The following is a 23,580-nucleotide window of genomic DNA, read 5'->3' as shown; positions in this document are numbered from 1 at the left end:
TCGATCGAGCGATCGAAAGGCGGACTTGGACAGTCGGCGGTCGGGGACATCAGGCTGCCCAGTGTGTTCCCCGTCTTCATGGACGACGAGCCGCCGTGGGCCGGAAACGGGGACGGTTCTGGAGTTCCCGTGCTGATTCCGTGTGCCCTGCGGGCGCTTTGCCGCCGCAGGCCCTCCCCCCGGGCAGGAGTACCGCACTCATGACATATGTCCAGGATGCCGGAGGTGAAGACCTTCCAGCCCGCCCGGCGAATCAGCCTCCGGCACGGAGGGAGAAACCCGCTGAGCCGCGTGTGCCCGGTCGTACGGCCGCGTGGGCGGCCGGCACCACGTCGGTCGGGCTGGCCGTCCTGGTGGGCGTCGGAGCGCTCACACACCAGACGGTGCTGATACCGCCGCTCGCGGCCACGACGGCGATCGTCACCGCGACTCCCGACTCGCCACTCGCGCAGCCCCGCCACGTCATCGGCGGCCACATGCTGGCCTGCCTCGTCTGTTTCGGGGTTCTCGCCCTCGGCTGGCACGGTCCCTGGGCCGCCGCCGCGGCCTGCGGTGCGGCCTGCGGACTCACGCTCGTGCTCAAGGCGGCCCATCCTCCGGCCATGGCGACCGCGGTCACGGTGATGCTCACCGACCCGCCTGCCCACCGCTTCGTCCCCCTGCTGGCCGCCGGCACGGTGCTGCTCGTCCTGGTGCAGATGGTCTCCTCCCGTCTGCGGCGAGCGGTCTATCCCACATCCTGGTGGTGAGCGGAGGCCACCCGCGACCCTCCCTGCGCTCCCTCGACGTGTCGCCTCATCAACGTATGGCTGTGACCGTCGGCGGCATCCGCGCCGCCGACCCGGAAAGTCGGATCTAAGCTGAGGGGGTGGCTGTAGCGGCAGGCGAGTACGAGATCGGCCCGGAGACCGGCCGGCTGTTCCTGCGGGTCTTTCGCGAGGGCGTGGCCGCGCGGATCGGGCATGATCTGCTCATCGAGGCCACCCGGTGGGAAGGCCACGTCAGCCTGCCTGCGGACACGGACACGGACACCGCCGCCCAGCCCACGGTCACCGTACGGATAGACCTGGGTACGCTGGAGGTCCGGGAGGGGACCGGCGGCGTGAAACCGCTCAGTGACGGTGACAGGCAACAGATCCGGCGCAACATACGCAAGGTGCTGCGAACAGACCGTCACCCTCACGCGGCCTTCACCTCGACCCGTGTGGAACTCCACGACGGCGGGGCGACCGTCGAGGGTGATCTGACCTTGACCGGGCAGACCCACCCGCAGCGACTGGACATCCAGCAGCGGGACGAGAACACCCTCACCGGCGCCACGACCCTGGTCCAGTCCCGGTGGGGCATCAAGCCCTACTCCGGCTTCTTCGGCGCGCTCAGACTCCGCGACGCGGTCGATATCGAATTCACCGTCGCCCTGTCGGCGGGCTGATCCGGCGGACACCGTGGCGTGTACGGTCGGCCACCGTGACAGTGGATCTGGGGATCATCGGGCAGGCGGCCGGGCATCGGGGTTCGACGCGGCGCATCGTGGCCGGGCAGTACCGCGGCTTCGCCGCGATCCTCGCCTTCGCCGTCGCGGTGGCGTTCGGCGCGACGTTCCTGCCCGGGTCCGCCATCCCTTATCTCGGTCTGCTGCCACTGGTCCTGGGCCTGAAGGCCGCCTGGCAGGCGTGGCCGAGCCACAGGAACGATGGGGACGAAGAGAAGGGCGGCGCCGGGGACGGGGGACCCGGCCCGTGGGAGGTGGCGGCTGTCACCTTCGGACTGCTCATCCTGATCGAGGGCGGCGCATTCGGCCTCTGATCCGCCGGCGTCGCTGAGGTCGATCAATCAGGGCTGTATGAGGGCGCGTTGAGCATTTGAGGTAGACAACCGGGCGTCTCCTGGCCGACGTTACGGCGCATGCCACCCGCCTGTTCGGACACTGAGACGGCGTCTCGTTCAGTCGCAACAACGCCCGGCGATCGACGCGTTGACCATAAGGACGGGGAACCGCTCGGCGGGAATGTAGCGTTCCTTAATTCTGTCTTCAAATCTTTTCGCTTGTCTTAACTCTGGCTTCGGGGCATCGTGCGATCGGGAACACCGAGACGGGGTCCGCGACTTCGCGGGCGGGACCGTGGTGCTCATGGGCGTCGCACCGGAACACAGGCCGGCGCCCGGCGCCGCGGACCCGGCTCCCCGCCCCGGCCGTTCCCGTCAACGGCCCATTGGAGCGCGCGCCCGACCGACAACACGGAGCATCCGCATGATGACCGAAGAAGCTTCCTGTACCTGCCGGACAGAGATCGCCGCCCGTCTGGTCCCGGCAGGGTGACCGCTACGACGAGATCGCCCCCGGTGAGCGGCCGTCGACCGGTCCCGCGGACCCGGACGTGATGGCCGACGGTGTACCTCGTCCGCCCTCGCGTCAACTCGCCAACGCGGTACGGCCGCTGACGTCGGGGCCAGGCCCTGGCTGATGTTCGGTGGTACGGACTCCACCCCCCCGCCCGGGTGGCGCAGCGGCAGACGCAGCCGCCTTAAAAGCGGAATCCCGCGGGTTCGAATCCCGCCCCGGGCACGCACCTCGTGAACCACGCACCTCCCGAACTACGCACTCCCAGAACCACGCACCTCGTGAACCGCGCCCCCACGCGATCGCAAGATGACCCGCGTGGGGGACGCCAACAGCCCGGAACCGACGGGCACATCGCGACACCGACGGACGCCGCCGACCTACCGGCCGGTCACTCGGCCGTCGAGAGGCGGCTGTTGCTGAGCACGGCGTCCTGCCAGCTCAGCGGCGGATGGCCGGTGATCTCCTCCACATCGCGGCTGACCCGGTCGTATCTGTTCGCCGCGTGCAGTCGCGCCATCGTGGCAACGTGATCGTGGAGATGCTCCGGGAGACGCAGGGCTCGCAGCTCGTTGTCCTCCCATTCGTCGAACGGCACATTCGTGTAGGTGATGGTCCGTCCCAGGGCGACGGACCATTCCCCGGCGATCTCTGTCATGTCCCGGGATGTGCCACCGGTGAGTTCGTACACATGCCGTGTCCGGTCCGCGGGCCGGCAGAGGAGCGTGGCCACCGTCTCCGCCACATCCTGGGCGGCCACGGGTGAGGTCCGGCCGTCGCCGAAGGGGAGACGGATGCTGTCGTACTTCGCCACGGAGGCGGCCGCCACGATGCGGAAGAGGGGATTCTCCATCATCACGGTCGGCCTCACATGTGTCACAGGAAGACCCGACCAGTCGAAGACCTGCTCGGTGAGCCAGTGCTGACGTTGCTGGTCGGATTCGCCGGTGCTCGCCGGACCCATCTGAGAGACGGTCATCTGGGACATGTCGAGGAGGAGATCCAGACCGCCGTACGCGCGCGCTGCCGCTGCCGTCGTCGCCGCCGCCTCCAGATATTCCGGCGAGACGCTCAGCGAGAAGAACGCCCGCCCGCAGCCGTCGAGAGCGGCGAGCACATCAGGGGCGCGCGTCAGATCCCCCACGACGACCTCGGCTCCCGTGGTCCGCAACGCGTCGGCCCGCTCATCCTCCCGATGGACCAGCGCGCGAACGGATCTCCCCTGTTCACGGAGGAGCTCCACCACCCGGCGCCCTACCGCGCCCACGGCACCGGCCGCGCCGGTCACCAGGAACTTCGGTTCGCTGTGCATGAGTACCGCCTCTTCGAGGTGTGCGTCGTCCTGACCAGCACATCACGGTGGGGCGGGGCACGCGCGGACGTCATGGCCCGGATGGCACCCCTGGATACCACGGTCCGGGGCGCCTCCCGTGGCACAGCGCCGCAATCCGGATCGGCGTACCCGCGCGAGGTCAGCGCGTCCGCGCAGGGTCAGCGCGTCCGCGCGTTTTCAGTGCGCCGCGCGTCATGAGCGTGCCCGCGCGAGGTCAGTGCGTCCGCGCGAGGTCCGCGAGAGCGTCCAGCCGGGTCGGTGTCCAGCCGAGTTCCTTACGCGCACGGGCGCCCGTGAACTGCTGGTCGAGGGCGAACGCCTCGGCGATCGGGCCCAACCGGGCCTCCGCCTCCTCCAGCGAGAGGGAGGTGATCCGTCCGGCGCGGCCGACACCCCGCGCCACGGCCTGCACGATCCGGGACAGCGGGATGTTCTGGTCGCTCACCCCGGCGTAGACGGATCCGGCGGGCGCGTTCAGGGCCAGGACATACAGTTCCGCGACGTCGTCGACATGGACGAGTGCCCAGTGGTTCCGTCCGTCCCCGATGGACAGGACCGTGTTCCCGTCGTTCCCGGGGTCGACGAGGAACTGCTTGATGAGACCTTCTCCGTGGCCGTAGACCAGTCCCGGCATCACCACCACCGGCCGGTTTCCCTCCGAGGCCCTGGCCAGGACCTGTTCTTCGTTCTTGAGCCGCCAGGAAGTGAGCAGGGGCGGATTCAGCGGCGCGTTCTCGTCCGCGACACCATTCGTATTTCCGTAGACCCATACGCCACCGGTGTGTACGTACGTTCCGCGCGCTCCCAGACCGTCCAGCAGCGCCTGCGACGCCGCGGCGTCGACGGTCGCGGTGTCGTCGCCGTAGTGCTGTCCGAGATGGATGACGCCGTCCGCTCGGCTCGCCGCCGCGCGCAGCGTCCCGGTGTCGGTGAGCCCGCCCATGACCGGGGTGGCACCCAGGGTTTCGACGAAACGCGCGGCCTGATCACTGCGCGCCAGGGCCGTTACCCCGATGCCCTGGCGGATCAGCGCTTTGACGGTGGCTTTGCCCACATAACCGGAGCCGCCCGTGATGAATACCTTCATGGGGATCGGAATCCTTTGCCGGTCGAGTATCGCTCGATTCGAATCTCTTACGTATTCGACTGTGCGGGGATACCGGCGGCGCTGTCCAAGACCTGATCCGACGCCTGTGATACCCCCAGGGCATCGTCGGCTGCTGTCAGCGTCCGTCGGCGTCCGCTCGCCCCGACTCGTCGGCCGGGCCGACGGCGATCCGGACGTACTCCTCGACCAGTCCGTGGTGACGCCCGTTCGCCCAGGCCAGACAGACATGGCTGGGAGGGATGTCGTTCACCGGGACATGGCTGATGTCCGGGCGGGTGTAGAACATCGCGGCGGACAGAGGCAGTACGACGACGCCGCGCCGAGCGGCGACATGTTCGAGTTTCTCCTCGGTCGTGTGGATCAGGGGCTGACTCCACCGCTCCCGGGCGCCCCGGGCCGCGACGATGTCACGCCACTCCGGGACCGCGTCGGGATTCTGGAGCAGACGCTCGTCCGCGAGGTCCGCGATGCCGACACTCTCCTTGCCGGCCAGCCGATGGTTGCCCGGCAGCACGACGACCCGCGGTTCGGTCAGCAGCGGTACGGTCTCCAGCCCGGTCGGATCGACCGGCATCCGGACATGACTGACGTCCACACGCCCGTCGCGTACGACATCGGTCTGGTCCTCCCAGCTGGTGCGCACCACCTCGATGTCGAGGTCGGGATGGCGGGCGGCCAGCGTCCGCACGGCATCGGTCACGATCAAGCCGGGCATGAACCCCACGGTGAACGTATCGGCGACACGCGCGGCCCTGACGGCTCTGCGCCGCATCGCCGCGGCACTCGCCAGCAGCGGGCGGGCATCGGCGAGGAGCTGCTCACCGGCGGGGGTCAGTTCCGTACTCCGCCGGTCGCGACGGAACAACCGGACCTTGAGCTCGCCTTCGAGCGCCTTGATCTGACGCGACAGCACGGGCTGGGCGATATGCAGTTCCTCGGCCGCGCGGCCGAAGTGCAACCGCTCCGCGACGGCGACGAAATAGCGGATCTTCCGCAGGTCGACGTCCATGGGCGCCTCCACTCACCGTGATACCCCCAAGGTATCACCGGGACCTCTCGGCGGCGCGTCCTCACCGGGCTCGACGGCTCCGACGAGCAGCGCGCCGTCCCGCCCGCCATGCTGAAAGTCCCGGCCGCGGAGCGGTCACGGCCACGGTCACGGCGGTGGCCACGGCGGCAGCGGTGGCGGCGGCGGTGCCCAGGACAGACAGGAGGTCGTCATGACCATGAAGGTGTGGTTCATCACCGGTGCTTCCCGAGGATTCGGACTGGAGATCGCACGGAAGGTCCTCGACGGCGGGGACGCGGTCGTCGCGGCCGCCCGCGATCCACGGACCGTCCATCACGCACTGCCGGAAGGCGGGGACCGGTTGCTGGCCGTGCCGCTCGATGTCACGGTCGAGGAGCAGGCGCGGCAGGCCGTCGATACCGCCATGGAGCGTTTCGGCCGGATCGACGTCCTCGTCAACAACGCGGGTCGCGGGCTGCTGGGGGCCGTCGAGGAGGCGTCGGCGGACGAGGTGCGGGCGGTCTTCGAGACCAATGTCTTCGGTCTGCTGGCCGTCACCCGCGCCGTACTGCCGGTGATGCGCCGGCAGCGCGCCGGGCGGGTCATCAACATCAGCTCGGTGGGCGGCTTTTCCGCGGGGACCGGCTGGGGCGTGTACGCCGGGACGAAGTTCGCGGTCGAGGGCCTGAGCGAGTCCCTGCGCGCCGAACTGCTGCCGCTGGGGATCCTCACGACGGTCGTCGAGCCGGGGGTCTTCAGTACAGATTTCCTCGACGCCAGCTCACTGCACCGTGCGGGACAGGCCATCGCCGACTACGCGGAGACCGCGGGCCGTACCCGCCGGTGGGCGGAGGAGAGCAACCACGCCCAGGAGGGCGACCCGGTCAAGGCCGCCGAGGCCATCGTGACCCTCGCCGCCATGGCCGACCCGCCCAGCCGCCTCCAGTTGGGAGCCGACTCCGTGGAGCGGGTCCAGGCCAAACTCGACCTGGTCGCCGAGGAACTCACCCAGTGGCGCGAACTGGCCCTGTCGACGGCCCACGACGGAGGTACGGGATTTTAGTGCCGGGAGAGGCGCCGGGCCCTGTCCGGTCGATCTCCACCGGACGGGATCTGGTTAGTGGTATGCGTGGACGACGGCGTGGCCCTTGCCGCGGGAGATCAGCCATCGGTTGACCGGTACGGTGAGGACGAAGGCGACGGCGAGTGAGAAGCCCAGGGCGCCCCAGAAGAGAGCGCCGCTCAGACCCGCGTGCAGGGCGCCGGGGACGGTGAGCATCACGGTGTTGTCGATGATCTCCATGACGGCGATGGAGACGGTGTCCGCGGCCAGAGCCACCTTGAGAGCCTGACGCACGGGCAGTCCGGCGGCGAGAACTCCCCGTATGGTCAGCGCGTAACCGAAGACGAACGCCAGGGTGATGGCCAGCGCGATGGTCGCGCCGTTGGTCAGACCGGCCGCTGTGCCGATGACCATGCCCAGGACCTCGCCGATGGCGCAGCCGGTGAGGCAGTGGAGCGTGGCCCTGGCGGCGACGCTCCAACTGCCGCCTCCGTGTGTGAGGTGCTCGCCATGTCCGGGACGCTCGCTGGAGTCGGAGTGTGTTCGCGGCTGGCGCGTGTGGTGGTGGTCCATGGCGAAACCCTCCGTCGGATGTGATTTGCCCGTTCTCGTTCTCCCATCCCAACCATATACCCCCAGGGGGTATTCCGAGAGGCTGCCTGTGTCCGAGAACCGGGGGCCGCGCCTCGGGCGCGACCCCCGGCCGGGATGTCGTGTCACCGGTCCCGGGACGGTCTCCCGGCTACCTGTCGAGGAGTCCGTTCATACGGGTGATCTCGGCGCTCTGGGAGGTGACGATACGGCCGGCCATGTCCTTGGCGGCCTGGTTGGCGCCCTGGGACTGCTCGGTCCTGGCCATGGTGACGGCGCCTTCGTGGTGCTTGACCATCAGCTTCAGGAAGGCGGTGTCGAAGGCCGCGCCGGACGCGTCCTCCAGCGTGGACATGTCGTCCTCACCCATCATTCCGGACATGGTGTGCTCGGAGTGGTCCGCGCCGTCGGCCGGCACCTGCTCGCCCCAGCCCTTCAGCCAGCCGGACAGGGTCTGGATCTCCGGGTCCTGCGCCTTCTTGATCTCGGCGGCGAGCGTCATGACCTCTGCTGCGGAGGCTCGGGTGGTGGCCAGCTCGGCCATCTCGATCGCCTGCCGGTGGTGCGGGATCATGCCTTGCGCGAACGCCACGTCCGCGGCGTTGTGCGCCGCGTCCGGAGCCGGAGCCGGTGCCGATGGTGAGACCGACGAGGAGGACGAGCCGTTGCCGTGGCCCGAGTGCCCGGAGCGTGCCGTGGAGCTTTCGTCGTTGCCGCCGCACGCGGCGAGTGCCAGCGCGGTGCCGGCCACAGCCACGGCGGTCGCGGTCCTGCGGGCGAGATGACGGGTGGGACGACGGAATGAGGTCATGGTGGAGCGACTCCTGTGCGAAGAGGGGGGATGAGGGCATGCCAGGGGCGGCCGACGGCCCGAGGAACGGGGTCGGCCGCGGGGCAGGCCTATATGCGCAGGAGTTGCAGTTCGCTCAGGGACGGTGGAGCGCGGTCGTCCGGCGCCGCTCCCGGCGCCTGCCGCGGCGCGGTCGCCGGACCGACGGGCACGGCGGACAGGGATGAGCCGGCCAGGGCGGACAGTGCGGGCCCGGTGCTCGTACCGGCCGCCGCGCAGGTGCCGTCCGCGTGATCGAGGTGGCCCCCGCCGTCATGACCCGGCAGCGCGCAGTCCCGCGCCCCCGCCGGCATGACATGGGCGGACGACGGCGTGGTGTGCGAGGCCGTCGTCGTCATGGCGACCGGTGCCAGACCGTGCATCGCCAGCACTCCGGCCACCATCGCCAGCACCAGCAGCGGAAGACCCCGTACCCGCCGGGGCCGGTTCACACCGCTTGCTGGCCATCTCATGCGCTCATCGTAAACACCGCACGGCTCACCACCTGATCCGGGGAAACCCCGGCGCGTCCCAGGGCGCTCGTGAGGTGAGGTGACGCCCGGTCACCGCGGGCGCGCCTCGCTTCTCTCCCTCGACAGCAGCCACAGCAGATAGACCCCGCCGAGGGCGCCGGTGACCAGTCCCACCGGGATCTGGAACGGGGAGAGAAGACGCTGGGCCAGCAGATCGGCCGTGGCGAGGAGGAGCGCTCCGGTGACCATGGCCGGTCCGATCGGGGCACCGGGCGACCGGGTGAGCCGACGGGCGAGTTGAGGGGCCGCCAGCGCGAGAAAGCCGATGGGGCCCGCGACGGCGATGGCCGTGCCGGCCAGGGCGACCCCGAGCAGCAGGCCGGCCGCGCGGACCCGCGCGACGTTCACCCCGAGCGCGCTGGCGGTGTCGTCCCCCATCTCCATCAGTCGCAGCGGCCTGCCGACGGCCAGGGCCGACGCGGCGAGGACCGGCAGGGCGAGGGCCAGCGGGGTGACCTGCGGCCAGGAGACGGCGTTGAGACTGCCGAACGTCCAGGCCTTGGCACTCTCGGCCGACTCCAGATCGGCACGGGTGATGAGGTAGTCGTTGACCGACGCGAGCATGGCGCCGACGGCGATACCGGCGAGCACCAGCCGGTTGCCGGAGACTCCGCGCGAGGCGGTGAAACCGTACACGGCCGCCGCCGTGACCAGTCCGCCGAGCACCGAGCCCGCGCCGACCCCCACCCCCGCCGTGCCGCCGCCCACCAGGATGACGACGAGCGCGCCGCTGGTGGAGCCGGTGGTGAACCCGATGACGTCCGGGCTGCCGAGCGGATTGCGCGACAGACTCTGGAACAGCGCGCCGGACAGCCCGAGCGCGGCCCCGACCAGGAGCGCGGCACAGACACGCGGCAGCCGCTGGCCGACGACGATGAACCGGTCGGTGCCGGAGCCGCCTCCCGTGAGTACGTCGATGATCTGGCCCGTACCGATCCGGTAGGTACCGGTGAACATGGTGAGTGCCCACACCGCCGCGCAGGCCAGCAGCAGTACGGTCATGACGGCGGCGGCCCGTCCCGAGTAACGGAGCGCGAGCCCGCCCGGGAGCCGTAGCACCCGGGCCGACGCGGAGGCGTGACGCGTGGCGCCGCGGCGAGCGGTGGTGCGGCGAGGGGCGCCGCGGCGGGGAGTCGGACCGTTCTGGCTATCCACGTCCGCGGTTTTCGTGTCCGGGGCGTTCGTGTCCGGGGTGTTCATGTCTGGGGTGTTCATGGCGTTCACGAGGAGACCGCCCTCCGACGGACGACGAGCCACAGCAGCGCGGGCGCACCGATGAACGCGGTGACGATACCGACCTCGATCTCGCCCGGGGGAGCGATCACCCGTCCCGCGATGTCACCGACCAGGAGCAGGATGGCGCCGCCCGGCAGGGAGAAGGCCAGCAGCCGGCGCAGATCGGGTCCCAGGACCAGCCGCAGGACATGGGGAACGACCAGTCCGACGAAGGCGATCGGCCCCGCGGCGGCCGTCGAGGCACCGCACAGCAGCATGATCGAGAGAAATCCGGCCGCGCGGACCCAGGACACCCGGAGCCCGAGTGCCGCGCCGGTCTCGTCGCCCAGCGCGAGGGCGTTCAGGGAGGGGCCGAGCGCGAGCGCGATCAGCGTTCCGACGACGACAAAGGGGACGGCGGCGGTCAGTGCCTCCGTACCGCGGTTCTCCAGCGAGCCCACCACCCAGAACCGGTACGAGTCGAACGCGTCCGTGTCGAACATGGTGAGGATTCCCGTACAGGCGCCCAGACTCGCCGACAGCGCCGCCCCCGCCAGTACCAGCCGGGTGTGATGGTGGCTCCGGGCGGCGCCGGAGGTGAGCGTGTAGACGAGCAGGGCGGCCAGAACTGCCCCGGCGAAGGCGAACCATACATAGCCGGACACGCTGGTGACCTGGAACCCGGCGATCGCGACCACCACCGCGAAGGAGGCGCCGGAGTTGACCCCCACGATCCCCGGCTCGGCGAGCGGGTTACGGGTGATGGCCTGCATGACGACTCCGGCCAGGGCGAGCGCCGCGCCGACCGTGACGGCCAGAACGGTACGGGGCATCCGCAGCCGCCGGACGATGATGGCCTCCGGGCTCCCGTCGTCACGCAGCAGGACGCGCCACACGGTCTCCAGAGGGATGCTCCGGGCGCCGACTCCCAGACTGACCAGGACGAGCAGCAGCACGACACCGAGACAGACCACGAGCGCGACGAACAGCCGCCCGCGCCGGAGCCCGCGTTCGCGCGGACCGATGGCCCCAAGAGAAGTACCAGTGGTCGAGGTGCCAGTGGTCGAGGCATCGGCGGTCGGGGCACCGGCGGTCGGGGCATCGGCCGGAGGCGGGACCGTCGGCTCGCCGTCCGGCGGCTCCCGGTCCGCGGAGCGCGTACCTCCGGATGTGTGATCTATCGCATCACCGTCATACCTACTCATCGACACTTAGGGAAGCCTAAGCTAATCACTCGTGTACCGCTTCCGTGATCTTCATCTCACTGCCCATCTCACCCGCGCGGTCAGCGGGTTCGCCGTGGCCGGCGCCCTGCTGCTCAGCGGCTGCTCCGCCGACTCGGCGGACCCGGCCGCCACCGCCGCGCCGGCCGGCCAGGGCGCCGCCGCGCCCTCGGCCGCCGCCGTCCACACCGCGCCCCGTACCGTGCCCAAGGGCATGGGAAGCGGCGAACCGGACGGCGAATTCCCGCGTACGGTCGGCCACTTCGAGGGCAGGACCACCATCGGGGCCGAGCCGCGCAAGGTCGTGGTCATCTCCACGGGCCAGGCCGACGCGCTGCTCACGCTCGGCACCGTGCCGGTCGGCTCGACCCGGGGCGACGGCGCGGATCTCGTGCCCCGCTATCTGACCGAGGACTTCCCGCAGGACGCCGCCGCGTTGGCGAAGGTCGTCGATGTGGGCTCCCGGGTGGACCCCGATCTGGAGACCATCGCCAATATCAAGCCCGATCTGATCCTGATGAACACCGCGGGCAAGAACGCCAAGGGTCTCTACACCGCGCTGAGCGAGCTGGCGCCCACCATCGCCACCCAGGGCACCGGGCTCTACTGGAAGCAGGACTTCCTGCTCGTCGCCGACGGGCTGGGGAAGACCGAGCGGGCGCGGTCGATCCTCGACGAGTTCCACGCCGACGCCGTCGCACTGGGCAAGGCGCTCGACAAGCCGGTCACGGTGTCCTTCCTGCGGCTCAACGGAGACCGTCTGCGGGTCTTCGGTGTGCCCTCGTTCACGGGCGGCATCGCCGAGGACGCCGGGATCGGACGGCCCGAGAGCCAGCGCTTCGACGAGACGTCGGAGGACATCAGCAACGAGCAGCTCGACCGGGCCGACGCCGACTGGCTGTTCTACGGGGTCCAGGGAGCCGGGTCCAAGTCCTCGGCGCTCACCGGGGCACCGCTGTGGCCGACCCTGTCCGCCGTTGCAGGGAAGACCGCGATACCGGTCGATGACGACGCCTTCTATCTCAACACCGGCCCCACGGCGGCCCGTGACGTGCTCACCGTGCTGAAGGAGCACCTGGCCCCGAAGGGCTGACCCGCCCGGGACAGGCCATGGACCACGGGGCAGGCCGTGGACCAGGATCGGCCCCCGCCCGGGACAGGGCGGGGGCCGACGTGTTCCGGTGCCACGGTGGTACGGGCCGTCAGCCCACCGCGGTGGTACGGGCCGTCGGCCCACCGTGGCGGTACGGGCCGTCAGCCCACGAAGATCTCCACGACGGACCAGACGGCGAGGCCGAGCATGCACAGCCCGCCGATGCGCTGGACGGTCTTGAGGGGGACCCGCGTGGCGATGAAACGGCCCGCGAGCAGCGCCAGCGCGGAGACGGACATCAGCGCCGCGGCCGAACCGATCGCGGTCGACCAGGTGCCGTTGCTCGCGGCGAGATTGGCGGTGGTGATCTGGGTGAGGTCGCCCCACTCGCTGATGAACACGGCCATGAAGGCGGTCGAGTAGATCGGCCAGAACCCGGTGACCGTCTTCGTCCGGGTCTCCTCGTCCTCGTCGTCGCCCCCGCCGCGCAGCAGCATGAAGGCGCCGAAGGCGAACAGCAGCGCGGAGACGAGCTTGACGATCCAGCCGGGGAGCAGTCCGATCAGACTGCCCGCCCCGACGGCGATGGCGACATGGACGATGAACGCCGTCGACGTACCGAACCAGACATAGAGCGGACGCATACGCGTACCCATGGCCAGGGACGCGAACATGGTTTTGTCGGGGAGCTCCGCAAGGAAGATCAGCCCGAAGGCGGTGATGATCGCCAGGGGGTCGAGAGACATTCCGGGTGGCTTTCTCTGAGGGCCGGACCCGGGTCTTCGTGAAGCGCCGTGAGGAGCAGGAGGACCACTCGGCCCGGCACGACGGTGCACCCGTGGGACACGGGTACGTCAATGCCTGACCGAAGGTCTCGCCCGCCCGCCGGATCGACGGGCCCGGCCACCGGGAACCCTGGGGCTCCAGTGTGTCGACGACCGGTTCGCGGGGCTACTCCCCTTCGCGGTCACCCACAGTACCCCACCCCCGGAAGAGTGACGGAAGCCGGTACGGCGGTGGGCCGTCCCGCCCGCCCCGCGCCGCCCGCACCACGGATGTACGGCCGCCTCCACCGCGGCCGTACGCCGGACGGCCCTGTCCGGTGGCCCGTGATCCGGGTCTGTCGTGTAGTGGGTTCAGTGGCCGCGATCTGGCGGTTGGAACGCTGCCCCCTGGGCGGCCGGATCTGAGGAGCCTGGATGAGGACCAACATCAGGACAGCCACCGCGGTGGCAGCCGCCGTGCTCTGTGCCACGGCGCTCGCCGGATGCTCGGACAGCGGCGACAGCGGCTCCGAGTCCCGGGCCGAGGCACCCGCCGATTTCGCGGCCGCCTCGCCCACCCCCTCCGGGTCGGTGAGCCCCTCGGTGAACGCGTCGGACGACGTGGGCACGATCTCCGCCAAGAGCGGGCCACTCGGGACGATCCTGGTGGATGACAAGGGGCGCACGCTCTACCTCTTCGAAGCCGACAAGACCAAGGAGTCCACCTGCAAGGGAGGCTGCGCCAAGGCCTGGCCGCCCGGACTGGAGAGCACCGGCACGCCCAAGGCGGGTACGGGCGGTGTGAAGCAGAACCTGCTCTCCACCACGACCCGCAGCGACGGCACCAAGCAGGTCACGTACAACAACCACCCGCTGTACCGGTTCGAGGGCGACAAGAAGCCCGGCGAGACCAACGGCCAGGGTCTGACGGCCTTCGGCGCCAAGTGGTACGTCCTCGACGCCGCGGGCAAGGCCATCACCACGCCGGTCTCCAGCACGAGTCCGAGCGCGAGCGCGAGTGAGAGCGCCGGCGAGAGCGCCAGCCCCAGCTCCAGCGACTACTGACCGCCGTCGATGGGTCCGACAGCCCGGAGAAGTCATGCCGCGCTCGCACGGCACCGGCCGGGCACCACTGGCCGCGATACTTGCCGCCGTCCGCGTGACCGCCCTGGTCGGCTGTTCGAACAACAGCAGCAGCGGCGGCGGCAAGTCGGCCCGCTCCACCAGGGCCTCCCCAAGCCCGGCCCCCAGGTCCGGCGGTGGACAGGATCAGGTCACCATCGACAGCTCCGCCCTCCTGCCCGACGCCCCCACCGTCGCACCGGGCGCGAGGATCACCGGGACCAGCCGTGACCGGCGAGGACGACACCGCGTGCGCCGACGGGGCTTCAGCCCTTCCGCCGAAGGCCGCCCGCCACCGATGTCCTTCCCAAGCCGCCCGCCACCGATGTCCTTCCTCACCCGACGACCCCCGCCAAGACTCCGAACCCGACGCCTCCGACGACCTCGTCACCGCCCGGACGTACCTGGCCCCCGCCGGCCACACACGTCGTGGGGGCGGGGGCACGCAGGTCCTACGTCTCAGTGCGTCTCAGTGCCGGGATCCGCGCTTGCCGCCGAAGTCCTGGCCGGTCTGGTCGGTGTCGTACTCGATCTGCTCCTTGCGGACGTCGGCCGAGACCTCCTTCTGCTCGGTGACCTTCTCCGTCTCCATGCGCACACGCTCGACGGGAACGGTCTCCTTGCTGATGACCGGCTGCTCGGCGTGGAGAACCACCTCGGTCTGGGCCTCGCTGATGGGGGAGCGGCCCATACGGGGACGGTCCTCCGGCGCGATCGCCTCATGGATGACCCGGACCTCCTCATGGCTGAGCGGCACGGAGGCGGTCACGCTCTCGGTCACGACCACCTTCCGCAGCCGCGCGTGCCCGACCTCGCGCTCCTCGGTGCTGATGTGGAGCTGCTCCTCGGACCGGATGAGTTCCTCGCCCATCTCCTTGGCCTCACCCGACTCGGCTCCGCGCATCCCCGCCATGGGCCGTCCCTGGCCTCCCGCGGCGGCCGAAGCGGGCTCCGTGGGCATCGCGGCGCCGGCGGACATGCCACCGCGCGCTCCCGTGCCCGTACCCGTCCCCGGTCCGGTGCCCATCCCCGTTCCGGTACCCATGCCCGCCGCTGTGCCGGTCCCCGTCCGTGTCCCCGCCGTCGCGGCGGCGGTACCGGTACCCTCGGCCATGCCCAGCCCCGCCCCCGTGGTCGCCAGGCCGTAGTGCTCGTAGAGCTGCTTCTCCTGACCGGGGTCGAGATGCTCGTCGGCCGCCAGCCGCGGTGCGTCCTTGACGGTCTCCTTGGCGTAAGGGACATGGATGTCCTCGCCGGCGCGACGGGCGCCGGTGAGCGGGACGAGGCTCTCGTTCATACCGAACAGACCGGTCTTCACGGTGACCCACTCCGGGCGGCCCGTGCGGTCACCCACATAGACCTGGCCGACGTTGCCGATCTTGTCGCCTTCCTTGTCGTACACGGGCAGCCCCGTGAGCCTGCTGGGGTCGTTGAACACGCCATCGGCTGACATCAGCGATCACTCCTCGCGTGGGGGAAGCGCGTCTGCGGGATTGGCCCCTCACGGTCAGGCGCGCACGACTCCATCGCGCCTCCGTCCTGGTCCGGTGGCAACCGGGGGAGACCCGGGGGCTCACGCGGTTTGGCCCCCGTTTGGCGTACGGGCAGCGTTCACAGGGGGTGGCGTCCTGTTTCGGATATCCGCCATTCGGGTGAATATTAGGTAGTTGATCCGGATTCTTCCGCCGCCGTCCCTGGTAGTCCTTCACCGGCAGCCCTTCACCGCGGGGACGGCCCGGATTACGGACGGACGCGCACAGGACGTGTGCGGGACGAGCGCAGGGCGAGGCCCCGGCGTGGACCGGACGAGGACCCGGCGAGCGTCGGACGAGCGGTACGGATCCGTGAGGTACGGAGTACGGAGAGCGCGAGCATGGCTGTGAAACGTATCGGTCTCGTCGTCCACCACGGCCGCGAAGAGGCCGTCGAGGCGGCCCGTGCCGTCTACACCTGGTGCGGCGCGCACGACATCCCCTACAAGGAGATTGACGTCTGGAAGGCGCACGAACCGCGCCACGACAGCCAGGAGGAGGCGTTCTCGGCGGGCAATCCCGATCTCGTCGTGACCCTCGGCGGCGACGGGACCTTTCTGCGCGGTGCGCGCATCGCGGCGGAGAACGGCGCCGCCGTGCTCGGGGTCGATCTGGGCCGCGTCGGCTTTCTGACGGAGGTCCCCGCCGGCCAGGTCACCCGCGCGCTGGACGCCGTCCACGAGGGGCGGGCCACGATCGAGGAACGGATGACCCTCACCATGCGGGCCTCGCGCGCGCTGGAGATGCCGTCGGGGGTCGAGGCGCTGCTCCGCTACGGACGCGGTCCCGCGCTGCCGCCGCCGCATGTCCGTCCCGACACCACGGAGGGCGGGGGCTGGGGGGTGGCCCTGGACATCATCGCCGTCAACGATGTCGTACTGGAGAAGCTCGCCCGTGACCGGCAGGTCAATCTGGGGATCTATGTCGCGGGCCGGCTCCTGGCCTCGTACTCCGCGGACGGGATCATCGTGGCCACCCCCACCGGCTCGACCGCGTACAGCTTCGCGGCCGGCGGTCCGGTGCTCTCCCCGCACATGGACGCCGTGGTCTTCACACCGGTGGCACCGCACATGACCTTCGACCGCACGGTCGTGGCCGCTCCCGACGAGCCGGTGGCCGTGCGGGTCCTGCCTCATTCGGGGGAGGCGGCGCTCAGCATCGACGGCCAGCTCCGGGGGGTACTGGATCCGGGGGACTGGGTCGGTGTGTACGGGGCCCAGTACCGGCTGCGGCTGGTCCGGCTGGGGCCCACCGACTTCTACACGAGGCTGCGCGAGCGCTTCCGGCTCGCCGACGCGCCCGCGACCGCCGCCGACGGGGAGTCCTCCCCGCTCTTCCGGCCCGACAGCCCTGTCCCCGCCGATCTGGCGCATCTGCGGCTGCCACCCGCTCCGTCGCACTCCTGACCGATCGTCCCTCCTGGTCCATCGTCCCACCGGCAGTCCTCTCGCCGACAGGTGAATCAGTCTGGACAAAAATAGTTGTCGGTGAATAGGGTGAAGCCATGTTGGACGTGACCGTGATCGAGGACGCGGCGGCGGCAGCCGTCTCGCTGGACCCCATGAGGGCCCGGCTGCTCGCCGAGCTGGCCGCCGGACCCGCCTCGGCGACGATGCTCGCCGGACGGGTCGGGCTGCCCCGGCAGAAGGTCAACTACCACCTGAGGGCGCTGGAGCGGCACGGACTGGTCGAGCTGGCCGGTGAGCGCAGGAAGGGCAATGTCACCGAGCGGCTGATGCGGGCCACGGCGGCCTCGTACGTCATCTCGCCGCTCGCCCTGGCCGCGGTGCAGCCCGACCCGGGCCGCTTCCGTGACCAGCTGTCCGCGCGCTGGCTGCTCGCGGTCGCGGCACGGCTCGTCCGGGACGTGGGCGCCCTGATCACCGGGGCGACGAAGGCACGCAAGGGACTGGCGACCTACGCGCTCGACGGCGAGGTGCGCTTCGGCTCGGCGGCCGACCGCGCCGCGTTCGTCGAGGAGCTGACCCGCGGCGTCGGCGCGCTGATCGCCAAGTACCACGACGAGCGGGCGGAGTCCGGCCGTGACCACCGGATCGTCGTCGCGCTCCACCCCACCGTCAAACCCGTCGGCGCCATGACAACGGGCGGCGCAGCGCCGCCGGACGGCGCCGCGCCGACCGCCATCGGCACGGGCCCCGCCCCTGTCGAAGAGGCGTCATGAGCAAGACAAACGTTACGAGTAAGACACGCGTTATGAGTAAGGCACGTAAGGCAAGTACGTCGTCCATGCGCCCCGGCGCGTCTGAGGAGTCACCCATCATGTCCGAGGAATCCCCCAAGGAATTCGAGATCGTCCGTGAGTTCGAGGTCGACGCGAGCCCCGAGCAGGTCTGGGAAGCGGTCACCGCGGGTACCGGGGGCTGGCTGTGGCCCATGGAGTACGAACCCCGCGAGGGCGGCGCGGCCCCGTACGGCGGCACCATCACCGCATGGGACCCGCAGAGGCGGCTGACCGCCCGTACCGAGAGCGCGGAGGGCATCGAGCAGCAGACGCTGAACCAGGTCGACTACCTCATCGAGCCCCGCGAGGGCGGCGGTTCCTGGGTGCGCTACGTACACAGCGGCATCTTCGTCGAGGACTGGGACAACCAGTACGACGGTGCGAGCAAGCACACCGACTTCTACATGCACACCCTGCGCGAGTATCTGCGCTACTTCGCCGGGCGGTCCGTCGTGTTCGCGACGACCGACGGTCCCGCGGCCTCCGTCGCGCCGGGCGCGTTCGAGGTGGCGGGCCGGGGACTCGGACTGCCGGACGACGCGGCCGAGGGAGCCACCGTACGGGTCGAGGTGCCCGCCGAGGGGACCGTGGACGCGGTCGTCGACTACCGCGATCCGTACTTCGTCGGGCTGCGCACGGATGCGGCGATGTACCGGCTCTTCGGCAGGAACCACTTCGGCGCGCCCGTCGGGATCAGCGTGCACGACTTCGCCCCGGGCGCCGACGCCAAGCGGATCGAGGGCGCGTGGCGGAACTGGCTCGACGGGCTCTACGCGTAGCCCGTGGGCCCGGGGACGCGCCGAAGCGGTACGGGAGAGGCCGTCGCGGCCGGGGGAGACGGCATGATCGAGGCGCTGCTCCAGGCCCGGGGCCCTGGGGCCCGACCGGACGGGAGCGACACCCATGGCCACGCGCGCGGCACTGTTCGATGTCGACGGAACGCTTGTCGACACCAATCACCTCCATGTGACGTCCTGGTGGGAGGCGTTCCGCCAGGCCGGGCACAAGGTGCCGATGTCCGGGATCCACCACTCGATCGGGCTGGGCGCCGGTGAACTGATCGCGCGTCTCCTCGGTGATCAGCGCGACCGCGATCAGGACGCCGTGATCAGCGCCGCGCACACCACCCTGTACGCGACCTACTTCGACCGGCTGCCCGCCCTGGAGGGGGCCGCCGATCTGCTGCGGTCACTGGACGACCGCGGCTGGCGGATCGTCCTCGCCTCCTCCGCCGGAGAGGCCGAACTGGCCGCGCTGCGCCGTGCGCTCGACGCCGACGAGGTCATCACGGCCGCGGTCGGCTCGAACGGCGCGGTCGTGGGCAAGCCCGCGCCCGACCCGGTGTACCGGGCGCTGGAACTGGCCGGGGCGTCCGCCGAGCGGGCGGTGTTCGTCGGAGACACCGTCTGGGACGTGGAGGCGGCGACGAGAGCCGGTGTGCGTGCCGTCGCCCTGCTGTCGGGCGGCATTCCGCGTACCGCGCTGGAATCGGCGGGCGCCACGGCGGTCTACGAGGACCCGACCGCGCTGCTGGCCCGTCTCGACACGAGTGTGTTCGCGGAGCTCGACGGCCGCTGATCACCGCCGCTGATCACCGCCGCTGGGCGCCGCCGCGCGGGCCCCGGAAGCCCCGGAAGCGGTCCCGTCGGACGGCCCGGACGGTTCACACCCGACACGGTGCCGGCGTCCGGACCCGCGCCCGCTCACTTCCGGGACCCGGTCCCGGGGGACCCGGTCTTCCCGGGGGACGGGGTCTCGCGGGTCCGGGTCCACTCCCGTAGCCCCTCCGCCGTCCAGGTGTTGACGACCCGGTCCGCCGGTACAGCGCACTCCTCCGCCCGCGCACAGCCGAGGAGCTGCCAGTCGAGCTGCCCCGGCGCGTGGGCGTCCGTGTCGACCGCGAAGAAGACCCCGGCCGCGACCGCCTCGCGCAGCAGCCGGCGGGGCGGGTCGAGCCGTTCCGGGCGGCTGTTGATCTCCACCGCCGTACCGGATTCGGCGCAGGCGGCGAACACCGCCTCCGCGTCGAACTCCGACTCGGGCCTGCCGCCCTCGCGCCGGTCCCGGCGGCCCGTTCCCCGGCGCGCCGTCAGCAGCCGGCCGGTGCAGTGCCCCAGGACGTCGGTGAGCGGATCGCGTACGGCGGTGATCATCCGGGCGGTCATCGGAGCGGCGTCCATCCGCAGCTTCGAGTGCACCGACGCGACCACCAGATCGAGCCGGTCGAGCAGTTCCCGTTCCTGATCGAGCGAACCGTCCGGCAGGATGTCGCACTCGATCCCGGTGAGCAGCCGGAACGGCGCCCACCGCTCGTTCAGCTCCGCGATCACATCGAGCTGTTCGCGCAGCCGCTCGGCCGTCAGACCCCGTGCGACGGTGAGCCTCGGGGAGTGGTCCGTGAGCACGGCCCACTCATGACCGAGCGCCGCGGCCGTCCGCCCCATCGCCTCGATGGAACCGCCGCCGTCCGACCAGTCCGAGTGCAGATGGCAGTCGCCGCGCAGCGCGGCGCGCAGGGTGTGCCCGTGGTCGGCGAGCGGCGCTCCGGCCTCCCGCTCCAGCCGTGCCAGATAGCCGGGGACGGAACCCGCGACCGCCTCCTCGACGACCTCCGCCGTTCTGGGGCCGATGCCCCGGACCCCGCTCAGCGTGCCGGCCGCGGTGCGGCGCGCGATCTCGTCGGGGGACATGCCCGCCACCACCTCGGCGGCGGTACGGAACGCCCGGACCCGGTAGGTCCCGGCCAGTGAGCGTTCCAGCAGAAAGGCGATCCTGTCGAGAGCCTCCACCGGATCCATGGGCGCCCCCAGGGTGTCGGTCGCGTCCCGGCCATTCTCGGCGCGGGTCCGGCGCCGCGCATGGCGAGGCCCCGCAGACGGGGGATGTGCCGCGGGGCCTGCCTGGACCGTTGCTCGTCGTTCACCGTGGCCCGGTGCGACGACGCGCACGCCTCCCGCCGTTACGGAGTCCGGGCGACGCGCCCCAGGCGGGGCCTGGTGGGCTGTCGGCCGGTCCATGCCTCTCGGCCGGATGAGCGCCGTCCAGGCCGCCGAGTGTTGGCGGTGAAGGTGTGGACGGCTGCCGGCGTGGCGACGGGGTGGTGCGTGGAGCGTGAGGTCAGTTCTGTACGGTACGACGCTTGCGCGCGGCCCACATGATGCCCGCTCCGGCGACCACCACGACAGCGGCGGCTCCGGCGATCATCGGCGTGGCGCTCGAAGAACCCGTCTCGGCGAGGTTGTCCCCGGCGGGGCTCGGCTGCGACGAGGGAAGCGCGGCCTCGGAGCTGGTGGGCTCCTCGGTCGGCGTGGCCGGAGCGGTCTCCGCCGGAGCCTCCTCGGAAGGAGTCTCCGCGGGGGTCTCCGACGGCGCGGGAGGCGTCGACTCCGCCGGCGGCGGGGTGGTCCCCTCGCAGACCGGAGCCGTCTTGGTCTCGTCCCGGTTGAACTGGTCGCCGTCGGCCGCCTTCACGATCAGACGGACGGACAGCTCGTTCGTGTGCTCCGGAAGCGTGAGCTTCTTGTGGAAACTGTCCTTGAAGTTCTCCGTGGGCAGCAGGTCCTTGCCGTCCACGGTGACCGTCACGGTGTTCTTGTCGCTGTTGCCGTAGGCGGTCAGGTCGAGGCTGACCTCCGAGCACGTCACCGACCACGTCGGCGTGTGCGCGAACGCCGGAGCGGCCGACAGGCCGACAGCGAGCGCACCTGCCGTCGCGGCTGTTATGAGGGCGCCTCTGCGCCGCCATGATCCGCTGAATAGAGTCACAGATTCCTCCGAATTACCCGCGCCGCCCACGATGACGGCGCGGGCGCACAGTATCGCCATCGGCCATGACCTCATCAACCGCCCCACCCAACTCAGCCTCTCCACGGGCCTCATGTCCCTGGTGGGAGGGGTGATGGCGGGTCGCGCACCGGGCGAAAGGGGCAGGCCGGGAGAGCGTGATCACATCGCGGCCGGCCGATCGGATCGGGGTGTCATCGCTGATGACGCCCATTTCCGCCGGGTTTTGGACGGTGAGCCCGAGCGCCCTTCCCCGAATGTGACCGGGACCATTGCACATTGAGCAAAGTTTGCGTCAATTAATGCGCCAGAGTTTCTCGTTGCGGCGTCGGCGAGTGATTCGCGCCAGTGCGGCGGCCGGATTCCGGAATGCGCGCGCGGGAAATGACGCCGTCCCCGCACCGGTGTCCCGCCCGCTCCCGGGCCTGTTCCCGCACCCGTGTCCCCACCCGTGTCCCCGCCCGTTCACCGACGGCCGCCGCGCCGCGGCCGTCGCCGTACCCACTGCCGTGCCGCGGCCAGCCGCGGATGGCGTTCGCGCTGTTCCCGCGAGGCGCGGTCCAGTTCCTCCATCAGGCGCTGGGAGCGGTTCTCCATGTTCAGCTCGTCCAGCATCCGGTCGATCTCCGCCAGCAGCGCGCCATGGAGCTGCCACTGACGAGGATGCCGCTGGACGCCCACCAGCAGGAGCCGCGCCACCCGCTCCCGGCTCCTCGTCGCCGCGGCGAGATCCGCGGACAACCGTGCCTCCGCCCGCTCCGCGCTCTCGCTCACCTCCGTGGTGACCAGGACGGCGAAGCTCACGACGGCGTCGGCGACCCGCGCGAGCAGATCCTCCAGCGCGTTCCCCACCTCCGGCGGGAACAGCGCCTCCTCCGTACGCTCCTTGGCGAGATCCGCGAGGGTTCTGGCCAGCACACGCAGCACGACCGTACAGATCTCCAGGGTGTCGAGACCGGTACGGAGCACCACCCGGTGCAGCAGCCCCTCCCTCACCCTGGGGTTGAGCCGGAGACTGTCCTCCGCCTGCCGCAGCGCCGCGTCCACCTCGCTGATGTCGTGGTCGAGCCGCCGCGCCTCGTGCAGCCGGGCCACCGCCCGTTCCACCGGGATCGACCCGGTCAGCCCCTCACCGATACGCAGCAGCAGCCGGCGCATCCGGCGGGAGAGGTCCTCGATGGACTCGCCCGCGGTGTCGACCCACACCGGCGGCACGAACAGGAAGTTGAACAGCAGCCCCACCACCGCGCCGATCAGTGTCTCCAGCACCCGGTCCCACGCCGTGGTCGCCACCCGGGTCACCCCGAGGACGAGCATGGCGCTGATCGCGACCTCGGGCACGAACTCACTCACCCGGACGAGCCGGCCGACGACGAGCGAGGCCAGGATGATCAGCCCCAGACTCCACCACGACAGCCCGACCAGCGCGCTGAAGGCGATGGCGACCAGCACCCCGGCCACCACGGAGTTCACCCTGCGGACACTGGTGGTGAGGGTCGAGTAGAGGGTCACCTGCACGACGAGCAGGGCGGTCAGCGGAGCGGTGAGCGGGGCCGTCTCGTCGCTCAGCTGGAGGGCGACCACATAGGCGATGGTCGCGGCGGCGGTGGAGCGCAGCGTCTGGGCGACGGCCGGCTCCCGGAGCCGCTTCAGGGACTCCGCCACCGGCGCGCTCACTGAGGTTCGGACATCGCCCACGACGTCTCCCTTCCCGTGCCGGGACCGGCGGGACCCGCCGGGGTTCCCGATAGGGCCGTGTGGCTGAGTCGGACCCGGCGAAGGGCCATTGGGCGTCCCGA

Annotated in this window: 23 protein-coding genes and 1 tRNA gene; 11 read left to right on the top strand and 13 right to left on the bottom strand. The window is 70.8% G+C overall.

The features are described 5' to 3' along the window. The first annotated feature begins 293 nt into the window (after window positions 1-293). The 4 genes from ACWGDX_RS26940 (at window position 294) to ACWGDX_RS26925 (ending at window position 2,566) form a co-directional block, all read left to right on the top strand. Complete coding sequence (locus tag ACWGDX_RS26940) at window positions 294-749, top strand: HPP family protein (RefSeq protein ID WP_453629584.1); 456 nt, start codon at window positions 294-296, stop codon at window positions 747-749. A 119-nt stretch (window positions 750-868) separates the two neighbouring features. Then, window positions 869-1,432 carry a YceI family protein gene (locus tag ACWGDX_RS26935; RefSeq protein ID WP_453629582.1) on the top strand — a complete coding sequence of 188 codons (564 nt, stop codon included), beginning with the start codon at window positions 869-871 and terminating at the stop codon, window positions 1,430-1,432. Between the two features lie 35 nt (window positions 1,433-1,467). Next, on the top strand, window positions 1,468-1,806 hold the full coding sequence (locus tag ACWGDX_RS26930) for a hypothetical protein (RefSeq protein ID WP_453629581.1): 339 nt from the start codon (window positions 1,468-1,470) through the stop codon (window positions 1,804-1,806). A 687-nt stretch (window positions 1,807-2,493) separates the two neighbouring features. Next, window positions 2,494-2,566 (top strand) — tRNA-Leu (locus ACWGDX_RS26925). 166 nt (window positions 2,567-2,732) lie between these two features. Here the strand turns inward: ACWGDX_RS26925 and ACWGDX_RS26920 are convergent. The 3 genes from ACWGDX_RS26920 to ACWGDX_RS26910 all read right to left on the bottom strand — a co-directional run bounded on the left by ACWGDX_RS26920 (window position 2,733) and on the right by ACWGDX_RS26910 (window position 5,791). Continuing rightward, on the bottom strand, window positions 2,733-3,653 hold the full coding sequence (locus ACWGDX_RS26920) for an NAD(P)H-binding protein (RefSeq protein ID WP_453629580.1): 921 nt from the start codon (window positions 3,651-3,653) through the stop codon (window positions 2,733-2,735). 235 nt (window positions 3,654-3,888) lie between these two features. Then, on the bottom strand, window positions 3,889-4,761 hold the full coding sequence (locus ACWGDX_RS26915; protein WP_453629578.1) for an NAD-dependent epimerase/dehydratase family protein: 873 nt from the start codon (window positions 4,759-4,761) through the stop codon (window positions 3,889-3,891). Between the two features lie 136 nt (window positions 4,762-4,897). Further along, window positions 4,898-5,791 carry a LysR family transcriptional regulator gene (locus tag ACWGDX_RS26910; RefSeq protein WP_453629576.1) on the bottom strand — a complete coding sequence of 298 codons (894 nt, stop codon included), beginning with the start codon at window positions 5,789-5,791 and terminating at the stop codon, window positions 4,898-4,900. Window positions 5,792-6,008: 217 nt separating this feature from the next. Here ACWGDX_RS26910 and ACWGDX_RS26905 point away from each other — a divergent pair, with 217 nt between their 5' ends. Further along, window positions 6,009-6,854 (top strand): oxidoreductase, encoded by an 846-nt coding sequence (locus ACWGDX_RS26905; protein ID WP_453629634.1) that lies wholly within the window; start codon window positions 6,009-6,011, stop codon window positions 6,852-6,854. Between the two features lie 54 nt (window positions 6,855-6,908). Here ACWGDX_RS26905 and ACWGDX_RS26900 read toward each other — a convergent pair whose 3' ends face one another. From ACWGDX_RS26900 to ACWGDX_RS26880, 5 genes are all read right to left on the bottom strand, one after another. Next, window positions 6,909-7,427, bottom strand: a complete 519-nt coding sequence (locus ACWGDX_RS26900; RefSeq protein ID WP_453629574.1) for a DUF4396 domain-containing protein — start codon at window positions 7,425-7,427, stop codon at window positions 6,909-6,911. 169 nt (window positions 7,428-7,596) lie between these two features. Continuing rightward, window positions 7,597-8,256 carry a DUF305 domain-containing protein gene (locus ACWGDX_RS26895; protein WP_453629572.1) on the bottom strand — a complete coding sequence of 220 codons (660 nt, stop codon included), beginning with the start codon at window positions 8,254-8,256 and terminating at the stop codon, window positions 7,597-7,599. Between the two features lie 89 nt (window positions 8,257-8,345). Then, window positions 8,346-8,747, bottom strand: coding sequence for a DUF6153 family protein (locus ACWGDX_RS26890; protein ID WP_453629570.1), 402 nt, complete (start codon window positions 8,745-8,747; stop codon window positions 8,346-8,348). Window positions 8,748-8,837: 90 nt separating this feature from the next. Beyond that, window positions 8,838-10,022: a FecCD family ABC transporter permease gene (locus ACWGDX_RS26885; RefSeq protein WP_453629568.1), complete on the bottom strand. Its 1,185-nt coding sequence runs from the start codon at window positions 10,020-10,022 to the stop codon at window positions 8,838-8,840. A 5-nt stretch (window positions 10,023-10,027) separates the two neighbouring features. Continuing rightward, the gene (locus tag ACWGDX_RS26880) at window positions 10,028-11,227 is read right to left on the bottom strand and encodes a FecCD family ABC transporter permease (RefSeq protein WP_453629632.1); all 1,200 of its coding nucleotides are present in this window, start codon (window positions 11,225-11,227) and stop codon (window positions 10,028-10,030) included. 31 nt (window positions 11,228-11,258) lie between these two features. Here ACWGDX_RS26880 and ACWGDX_RS26875 point away from each other — a divergent pair, with 31 nt between their 5' ends. Beyond that, window positions 11,259-12,338 (top strand): iron-siderophore ABC transporter substrate-binding protein, encoded by a 1,080-nt coding sequence (locus ACWGDX_RS26875; RefSeq protein WP_453629567.1) that lies wholly within the window; start codon window positions 11,259-11,261, stop codon window positions 12,336-12,338. Between the two features lie 161 nt (window positions 12,339-12,499). Here the strand turns inward: ACWGDX_RS26875 and ACWGDX_RS26870 are convergent, their stop codons facing one another. Beyond that, the gene (locus ACWGDX_RS26870) at window positions 12,500-13,084 is read right to left on the bottom strand and encodes a TMEM165/GDT1 family protein (protein ID WP_453629565.1); all 585 of its coding nucleotides are present in this window, start codon (window positions 13,082-13,084) and stop codon (window positions 12,500-12,502) included. A gap of 453 nt (window positions 13,085-13,537) precedes the next feature. Here ACWGDX_RS26870 and ACWGDX_RS26865 point away from each other — a divergent pair, with 453 nt between their 5' ends. After that, window positions 13,538-14,167 (top strand): COG4315 family predicted lipoprotein, encoded by a 630-nt coding sequence (locus ACWGDX_RS26865; protein ID WP_453629563.1) that lies wholly within the window; start codon window positions 13,538-13,540, stop codon window positions 14,165-14,167. 526 nt (window positions 14,168-14,693) lie between these two features. On the opposite strand, the gene ACWGDX_RS26860 is transcribed toward ACWGDX_RS26865, so the two are convergent. Further along, window positions 14,694-15,677, bottom strand: coding sequence for a DUF2382 domain-containing protein (locus ACWGDX_RS26860; protein ID WP_453629562.1), 984 nt, complete (start codon window positions 15,675-15,677; stop codon window positions 14,694-14,696). A gap of 420 nt (window positions 15,678-16,097) precedes the next feature. On the opposite strand from ACWGDX_RS26860, the gene ACWGDX_RS26855 reads away from it, so the two are divergent. The 4 genes from ACWGDX_RS26855 to ACWGDX_RS26840 all read left to right on the top strand — a co-directional run bounded on the left by ACWGDX_RS26855 (window position 16,098) and on the right by ACWGDX_RS26840 (window position 19,576). Next, window positions 16,098-17,162, top strand: a complete 1,065-nt coding sequence (locus ACWGDX_RS26855) for an NAD(+)/NADH kinase (protein WP_453629560.1) — start codon at window positions 16,098-16,100, stop codon at window positions 17,160-17,162. 98 nt (window positions 17,163-17,260) lie between these two features. Next, window positions 17,261-17,938 carry an ArsR/SmtB family transcription factor gene (locus tag ACWGDX_RS26850; protein WP_453629558.1) on the top strand — a complete coding sequence of 226 codons (678 nt, stop codon included), beginning with the start codon at window positions 17,261-17,263 and terminating at the stop codon, window positions 17,936-17,938. A 98-nt stretch (window positions 17,939-18,036) separates the two neighbouring features. Beyond that, window positions 18,037-18,777 (top strand): SRPBCC family protein, encoded by a 741-nt coding sequence (locus ACWGDX_RS26845; protein WP_453629556.1) that lies wholly within the window; start codon window positions 18,037-18,039, stop codon window positions 18,775-18,777. Window positions 18,778-18,901: 124 nt separating this feature from the next. Next, window positions 18,902-19,576, top strand: coding sequence for an HAD family hydrolase (locus ACWGDX_RS26840; RefSeq protein WP_453629555.1), 675 nt, complete (start codon window positions 18,902-18,904; stop codon window positions 19,574-19,576). 125 nt (window positions 19,577-19,701) lie between these two features. Here ACWGDX_RS26840 and ACWGDX_RS26835 read toward each other — a convergent pair whose 3' ends face one another. The 3 genes from ACWGDX_RS26835 to ACWGDX_RS26825 form a co-directional block, all read right to left on the bottom strand. Continuing rightward, entirely contained in the window at window positions 19,702-20,796 is a 1,095-nt protein-coding gene (locus tag ACWGDX_RS26835) for a PHP domain-containing protein (RefSeq protein ID WP_453629553.1), read from the bottom strand. A gap of 319 nt (window positions 20,797-21,115) precedes the next feature. Then, window positions 21,116-21,763, bottom strand: a complete 648-nt coding sequence (locus ACWGDX_RS26830) for an LAETG motif-containing sortase-dependent surface protein (RefSeq protein WP_453629551.1) — start codon at window positions 21,761-21,763, stop codon at window positions 21,116-21,118. Between the two features lie 483 nt (window positions 21,764-22,246). After that, window positions 22,247-23,479, bottom strand: coding sequence for an aromatic acid exporter family protein (locus tag ACWGDX_RS26825; RefSeq protein WP_453629549.1), 1,233 nt, complete (start codon window positions 23,477-23,479; stop codon window positions 22,247-22,249). Between the last annotated feature and the right edge of the window lie 101 nt (window positions 23,480-23,580).

The sequence above is a fragment of the Streptomyces sp. NPDC055025 genome (assembly GCF_053608565.1).
Note: the sequence above shows the minus strand (reverse complement) of the source record. Positions and strands in the feature narration are given on the sequence as shown.